Origin of the sequence: Streptomyces niveus, assembly GCF_001723055.1 — a bacterium.
GTDB lineage: Bacteria > Actinomycetota > Actinomycetes > Streptomycetales > Streptomycetaceae > Streptomyces > Streptomyces niveus.
Window position 1 is genome coordinate 1 of sequence record NZ_MDCR01000174.1, and the last position, 6,790, is coordinate 6,790.

6 protein-coding genes and 1 pseudogene are annotated in these 6,790 nt (G+C 71.8%); 6 read left to right on the top strand and 1 reads right to left on the bottom strand.

The genetic code is table 11. The features are described from left to right. The 6 genes and pseudogenes from BHU15_RS40865 to BHU15_RS40205 all read left to right on the top strand — a co-directional run. Positions 1 to 374, top strand: a pseudogene (locus BHU15_RS40865) (hypothetical protein); the annotation flags it as partial. Further along, entirely contained in the window at positions 371 to 760 is a 390-nt protein-coding gene (locus BHU15_RS20925; RefSeq protein WP_069628595.1) for a GntR family transcriptional regulator, read from the top strand. The pseudogene BHU15_RS40865 and the gene BHU15_RS20925, both read left to right, overlap by 4 nt. Before the next feature lie 51 nt (positions 761 to 811). Next, entirely contained in the window at positions 812 to 1,231 is a 420-nt protein-coding gene (locus BHU15_RS20930) for a MerR family transcriptional regulator (RefSeq protein ID WP_069628597.1), read from the top strand. Then, on the top strand, positions 1,228 to 1,560 hold the full coding sequence (gene trxA, locus BHU15_RS20935; RefSeq protein ID WP_023538564.1) for a thioredoxin: 333 nt from the start codon (positions 1,228 to 1,230) through the stop codon (positions 1,558 to 1,560). The genes BHU15_RS20930 and trxA overlap by 4 nt, the downstream gene beginning before the upstream one ends. A gap of 146 nt (positions 1,561 to 1,706) precedes the next feature. Beyond that, entirely contained in the window at positions 1,707 to 4,013 is a 2,307-nt protein-coding gene (locus BHU15_RS20940) for a HelD family protein (RefSeq protein ID WP_255293165.1), read from the top strand. A gap of 48 nt (positions 4,014 to 4,061) precedes the next feature. Beyond that, complete coding sequence (locus BHU15_RS40205) at positions 4,062 to 4,238, top strand: hypothetical protein (protein ID WP_167756264.1); 177 nt, start codon at positions 4,062 to 4,064, stop codon at positions 4,236 to 4,238. A 21-nt stretch (positions 4,239 to 4,259) separates the two neighbouring features. On the opposite strand, the gene glgB is transcribed toward BHU15_RS40205, so the two are convergent. Beyond that, on the bottom strand, positions 4,260 to 6,788 hold the full coding sequence (glgB, locus tag BHU15_RS20945) for a 1,4-alpha-glucan branching enzyme (protein WP_438284973.1): 2,529 nt from the start codon (positions 6,786 to 6,788) through the stop codon (positions 4,260 to 4,262). Positions 6,789 to 6,790 lie beyond the last annotated feature (2 nt).

The following is a 6,790-nucleotide window of genomic DNA, read 5'->3' on the forward strand; positions in this document are numbered from 1 at the left end:
GTCAGGGGGGCACCTATGTGACCGGGCCCTGGCCGGGGCCGTACTACGCGTGGCCGGTCCTCGGCGGGCTCGGGGTCGGCAGCGTCGTCTGCGGGCTGACCCTGCGGCGGGTCACCGCGCGGGCCGGGGAGGACGAGCGGCGGCGGGTGCGGGCGCGGGTGACCGTCGGTGCGTGGGGTGTGTTGGTGGCCGCGCCGCTCTTCGCCGTATCTTCGACCATGGCCGTTGCCGTGCTCAGCCTGCCGTGCGGCGGGTGGGCCGGGGACCTGGGCGCGGTGGGGCTGGCGTCCGTCGCGTTCGTCTCGGCCATGACGGCCGGCTGGTGCCTGGTCGCCCTGCTCGTGCCGCGCGTTCACATCGAGGAGCGACCATGACCACCGGCGGGCTCACCATCCGGGTGGATTCCGGCGCGCCGGTCCCGCCCTTCGAGCAGATCAGGGCGCAGCTCGCGGACCTGATCTCGGTGGGGCACCTGCGCGAGGGCGACCGGCTGCCCCCCGTACGGCAACTCGCCTCCGACCTCGGACTCGCCAACAACACCGTCGTCCGCGCCTACCGCGAGCTGGAGTCGGCGGGTCTCGTGCAGAGCCGGCGCGGCTCCGGTACGCGGGTGGCCGCGAGCGCCGCGGGGGCGGCCGGCGAGGACGCGCGGGCCACGCTCGCCGAGCACGCCCGCGACTACGCGGGCGCCGCGCGGCTGCTCGGCGCGAGCGACGAGGACGCGCTGGCCGCGATCCGGCACGCGCTGGCCACCAGGTAGCCGCACCGGGACGTTGCCTTGACGTCGGGGTCAAGGATTACCGTCGTGGACATGCGCATCGGCGAACTGGCGCGGCGGGCGGGGACGAGCACCCGCACCCTGCGTTACTACGAGTCCCGCGGCCTGCTGCCCGCCCGGCGTGCCGGGAACGGCTACCGCACCTACGACGACGACGACCTGCGGCTGATCCAGCAGATCCGGACCTTGCAGGACTTCGGGTTCGAGCTGGAGCAGACGCGGCCGTTCGTCGAGTGTCTGCGGGCCGGACACCCGGCCGGGGACTCCTGTCCCGCCTCGCTCGACGTGTACCGCGCCAAGCTCGCCGAACTGGACGAACTGATCGGCCGGCTCGGTTCGATACGCGCCCAGGTCGGCGAACAGCTCGCCCTGGCCGAGGCCGGGCAGAGCCCCGGACCGGCGCCGCTGTGCGAGCTGACCACCCACCCGCTTCCCGAAGGAGAAGACAGATGATCCAGGCAGAGGGCGTCGCCGAGGTGACGGACGCGACCTTCGACGAGGAGGTGCTGAAGGCCGGCCTCCCCGTACTGGTGGAGTTCACCGCCGACTGGTGCCCGCCGTGCCGCCAGCTCGCGCCGGTGCTCAGCGCCGTGGCCGCCGAAGAGGCGGCGCGGCTCAAGGTCGTCCAGCTGGACGTGGACACCAACCCGGAGACGATGAACCGGTACGGCGTCCTCGCGATGCCCACCATGCTGGTGTTCCGCGACGGCGAACCGGTGAAGTCGATGGTCGGGGCCCGCCCCCGGCGGAAGCTGCTCCAGGAGCTGGCGGACGTCCTGTAGACGGACACCCGAAGTCCGCGCACAAAAATACCCCGCACCGAATTGACGGCCGGGGTATTGCTCTGCGTATATTTGGTGTTTCGACTTTCTCATTTCCGAAAGCCGAAATCAACTCACAGGGCAAAGCGTATCGGACAGGGGCTGAATTGTCAACCGAGGAATTGCAGAGCGAACAGCAATTCGTCTCGCTCCTCCATGAGCGTCTCGACGCGCTCAGGGAGCAGGCCGAAGCCGCCGTGCGCACGTCGATCGGCCAGGTCAGCACCGGTCGGCAGGCCATGGTGGAGCGGGACATCCGGGTCGCCGAGTACTCCGGCACCGCCACCACGCTCAATGCCGTGGAGACCGGACTCTGCTTCGGCCGTATCGATCACACCGACGGCGTCACCTATCACATCGGGCGCATCGGAATGCGGGCGGACGATCCGGAACGCACCCCGATGCTCATCGACTGGCGCGCTCCCGTGGCCCGTCCCTTTTATCTCGCCACCGGCTTTTCCACGATGGGGCTGCGCCGCCGCCGGCACATCACCACCGAGGGCCGCCGGGTCACCGGGCTCCACGACGAGATCATGGATCTCACCGACACCACCCGCACCGGATACGAGGACCCGGACGGCGACGCCGTGCTGCTCGCCGCGCTCGACTCGGCCCGTACCGGGCGGATGACCGACATCGTGCGGACCATCCAGGCCGAGCAGGACCGCATCATCCGCGCCCCGCACCGGGGCGTGCTCGTCGTGGAGGGCGGGCCGGGGACCGGGAAGACCGCCGTCGCGCTGCACCGCGCCGCGTATCTGCTGTACGCGCACCGCGAGCAACTGGCCCGGCGGGCCGTTCTGATCGTCGGACCCAACCCGGCGTTCCTCGGGTACATCGGCGAGGTGCTGCCCTCCCTCGGTGAGACCGGCGTACTGCTGGCGACGGTCGGTGAACTCTTCCCCGGCGTACGGGCGACCGCGACCGACACCCCGGCCGCCGCCGCCGTCAAGGGGCGCGCCGAGATGGCGGGCGCGCTGGCCGCCGCGCTGCGCGACCGGCAGCGGGTGCCCGATCCGCACATCGAGATCGCGCACGACGACGGAACGCTCTATCTGGACCGGGCGATGGCGGAGGACGCGCGCGCCCGCGCCCGTGACGTCGGCCTCCCGCACAACCTCGCCCGCCCGCACTTCGCGTTCTCGGTCATCGACTCCCTCACCGAGCAGCTCACCGAGCGGCTCGGGGCCGACCCGTACGGCGGCCCGAACCTCCTCGACGCCACCGACATCGCGCAGCTCGGCAAGGCGATCGCCACCAGCCCCGCGGTGCAGGCCGCGATCGACGAACTGTGGCCCACCCTCACCCCGCAGGACCTCGTCGCGGACTATCTCACCGACCCGACCCATCTGCCGGACGGGGACGACGAGTTGATCCGGCGCCGGGTCACCGGCGACGGCGACTGGACCCCCGCCGACGTCCCCCTCCTCGACGAGGCCGCCGAGCTGCTCGGCGAGGACGACGCCGCCGCGCGGGCCGCCGCCGAGGCCGAGCGGCGCGAGCGGATCGAGTACGCGCAAGGGGTGCTGGAGCTGAGTTACGGCTCCCGCACCTACGAGTTCGAGGACAAGGACGAGGACGACGCGGAGGTTCTTCTCGCCCACGACCTCATCGACGCCGAACGCCTCGCCGAACGCCAGGAGGAGACCGACACCCGCAGCGCCGCCGAACGCGCCGCCGCCGACCGCACCTGGGCGTTCGGCCACATCGTGGTGGACGAGGCGCAGGAACTGTCCGCGATGGCCTGGCGGTTGCTGATGCGCCGCTCCCCGTCCCGTTCCATGACACTGGTCGGCGACCCGGCCCAGACGGGGGACGTGGCGGGCTGCGACTCCTGGCGGCAGATCCTGCGGCCGTACGTCGGCGAGCGCTTCGAGCATGTACGGCTCGGCGTCAACTACCGTACGCCCGCCGAGATCATGGCCGTCGCCGCCGAGGTCAGACGGCTTCAGGACCCGGCCTTCGAACCGCCGAGCTCGGTCCGCTCGACAGGGGTCGGCCCCTGGGTACGGGAGGCGAAGCCGGACGACATCGTCCGTACGGCAGCCGCCGGCGCCGTCGAGCACGCGGCCTCGCACGCGGCGGAACACGGCGCCGGCGGACGGCTCGCGGTCATCGCGCCCGGCGAGCTGCTGCCCGCGCTCGCCGCCGAACTCCCCGACGCCTCCTGGGGCGTGGCCCCCGACCTCACCCGGCCGGTGGTCCTGATCGACCCCCGGCAGGCGAAGGGCCTGGAGTTCGACACGGTGATCGTGGTCGATCCGGAGGCGGTCCTGGACGGCTCACCGCGCGGCGCCAACGATCTGTACGTGGCGCTGACCCGTGCGACGCAGCGACTCGGCATCGTACGGAATGTCACTGTCCCGCCCCGGCTCACGTACGAGAGCGCCACCACGGGGCCCAAGGGGTCGTGAACTCCGCCCCCGGACAGGCACGGTCGTCATGTCCACAACGGGGGAGACATGCGCCGTACGAGAAGTCGCGGGAAGCGCGGACGCGCCCGCCGCGCCGTCCCCGCCACGGTGGCGGGGACGCTCGCCGTGGCGGCGACGGTCGTCGCGCTCGTGCTGTCCGTTCAGAACGGGGCCGGGTGCGACGACCCGGCCCCGGCTACCCGCGCGACCTCACCGCACTGCTGAGCCGGTGGCCGGTAGCCGTGCTCAGACCGGCTTCAGCCACAGCGTCGCCAGCGGCGGCAGCGTCAGCTGGACGCTGACGGGGCGGCCGTGCGCACCGACCGCCTCCGGCTTGAGGGTGTCCATGTTGAACACGTCCCCGCCGCCGTAACGCCCCGCGTCGGTGTTCAGGACCTCCGTCCAGCCCGAGATCCCCTCAGGCACGCCGATGCGGTACTGATGCCGCACCACCGGCGAGAAGTTGGAGACGGCGAGCAGCGGCGCGCCCTGGGCGTCGAAGCGCAGGAACGCGAACACGTTGTCCTCCCCGGCGTCACCCTCCACCCAGGCGAAACCGCCCGGATCGGTGTCGCGCTGCCACAGCGCCGGGGTACGGCCGTAGACCACGTTCAGATCGCGCACCAGGTCCCGTACGCCGCGGTGGTCGGCCTCCGCCTCGTAACTCGGGTCCAGCAGCCACCAGTCCGGGCCGTGGCCCTCCGACCACTCCGCGCCCTGGGCGAACTCCTGCCCCATGAAGAGGAGTTGCTTGCCCGGATGCGCCCACATGTAGCCGAGATACGCCCGGTGGTTGGCCCGCTGCTGCCACCAGTCACCGGGCATCTTGGAGACCAGCGACCGCTTGCCGTGGACGACTTCGTCGTGCGAGATCGGCAGGACGTAGTTCTCGCTGTACGCGTACACCATCGAGAACGTCATCTCGCCGTGGTGGTACTTGCGGTGCACCGGCTCCTTGGAGACGTAGTCCAGGGAGTCGTGCATCCAGCCCATGTTCCACTTCAGACCGAAGCCGAGACCGCCGAAGCCGCCCGGCCCCACGTGGTGCGTGGCGCGCGTGACACCGTCCCAGGCCGTGGACTCCTCGGCGATCGTGACGACGCCGGGGCAGCGGCGGTAGACGGTCGCGTTCATCTCCTGGAGGAAGGCGACGGCGTCCAGATTCTCCCGGCCGCCGTACTCGTTCGGCGTCCACTCGCCCGCCTCGCGCGAGTAGTCGAGGTAGAGCATCGAGGCGACGGCGTCGACGCGCAGCCCGTCGATGTGGAACTCCTCGCACCAGTACACGGCATTGGCCACCAGGAAGTTGCGCACCTCGGTGCGGCCGAAGTCGAACTCCAGCGTGCCCCAGTCGGGATGCTCGGCGCGCGAGGGGTCCGCGTGCTCGTACAGCGGTCTGCCGTCGAACTGGGCCAGCGCCCACTCGTCCTTCGGGAAGTGCGCCGGCACCCAGTCCACGATCACGCCGATGCCCGCCCGGTGCAGCGTGTCCACCAGGAAGCGGAAGTCGTCGGGCGTACCCATCCGGGACGTCGGCGCGTAGAAACCGGTGACCTGGTAGCCCCAGGACCCGCCGAAGGGATGCTCGGCGACCGGCATCAGCTCGACATGCGTGAAGCCGAGATCCTTGACGTACGCCGGGAGCTGGAGCGCGAGTTGACGGTATGTCAGACCCGGCCGCCACGAGCCGAGATGAACCTCGTACACGGACAGCGGCGCCTCGTGCACCGGCAGGTCGCCCCGGTGCGCCATCCACTCCTCGTCGTGCCACACATGGTGCGCCTCGGTGACGATCGACGCGGTCGACGGCGGCACCTCGGTACGGCGGGCCATCGGGTCGGCGCGCAGCGTGTGCGACCCGTCGGGCCGGGTGATGTCGAACTTGTAGAGCGCGCCCTCGCCGACGCCCGGCACGAACAGCTCCCACACGCCGGTCGAGCCGAGCGAGCGCATCGGGTAGACCGTGCCGTCCCAGTAGTTGAAGTCGCCGCAGACCCGCACGCCCTGCGCGTTCGGCGCCCAGACCGTGAAGCGGGTGCCCGTGACGCCCTGGTGGACCATCGGGCGGGCGCCGAGCGCCTTCCACAGCTCCTCGTGCCGGCCCTCGCCGATCAGATGCAGATCGAGATCGCCGAGCGTGGGCAGGAAGCGGTACGGGTCCTGCACCTCGACCTCGTCGACCTCGCCGTCCGTCGCCCCGTAACGCACCACCAGCGTGTACCGGGGAACCTGACGCCACGGCAGTACGCCGGAGAAGAAGCCGTCCCCGTCGTCGTGGAGCTGGGCCCGCAGGCCCTCGCCGACGACCGTCACGGCCTTCGCGTACGGCCGCAGCGCGCGGAAGACGACGCCGCCCCTGCCGGGGTGGGCGCCGAGCACACCGTGCGGGTCGTGGTGCGAGCCGTGCAGCAGCCGGTGCCGGTCGGAGTCCGCGAGCGGCGGCGCGGGCCGTACGACATACCCGCCGGACCCCTTGCGGGGTGGCGCGCCGACGGGCTCCGGGGCGGCGGAATCCCCGGTGACCGGGTCCGCCGCGGGTGTCCGGGGCGCCGCGGTGCCCGCCTTCGGCGGCTTGGGTGCCTTCGGAGCCTTCGCGGATTTCTCCGCCTTGCCCGACCTGCCGGTCTTGCCGGCGGCCTTCTCGTTCCTCGCGGCCTTCTCGGACTTCCCTTCCTTCGCGGCGGGCCTGGCCTCACCGGCGGGGGCCGGCACGCCGTTGGCGGGGCGCCGGGGCTGCGACTCGGACGGATTCTCGGACGGCGGGCGGGCGGTCACGG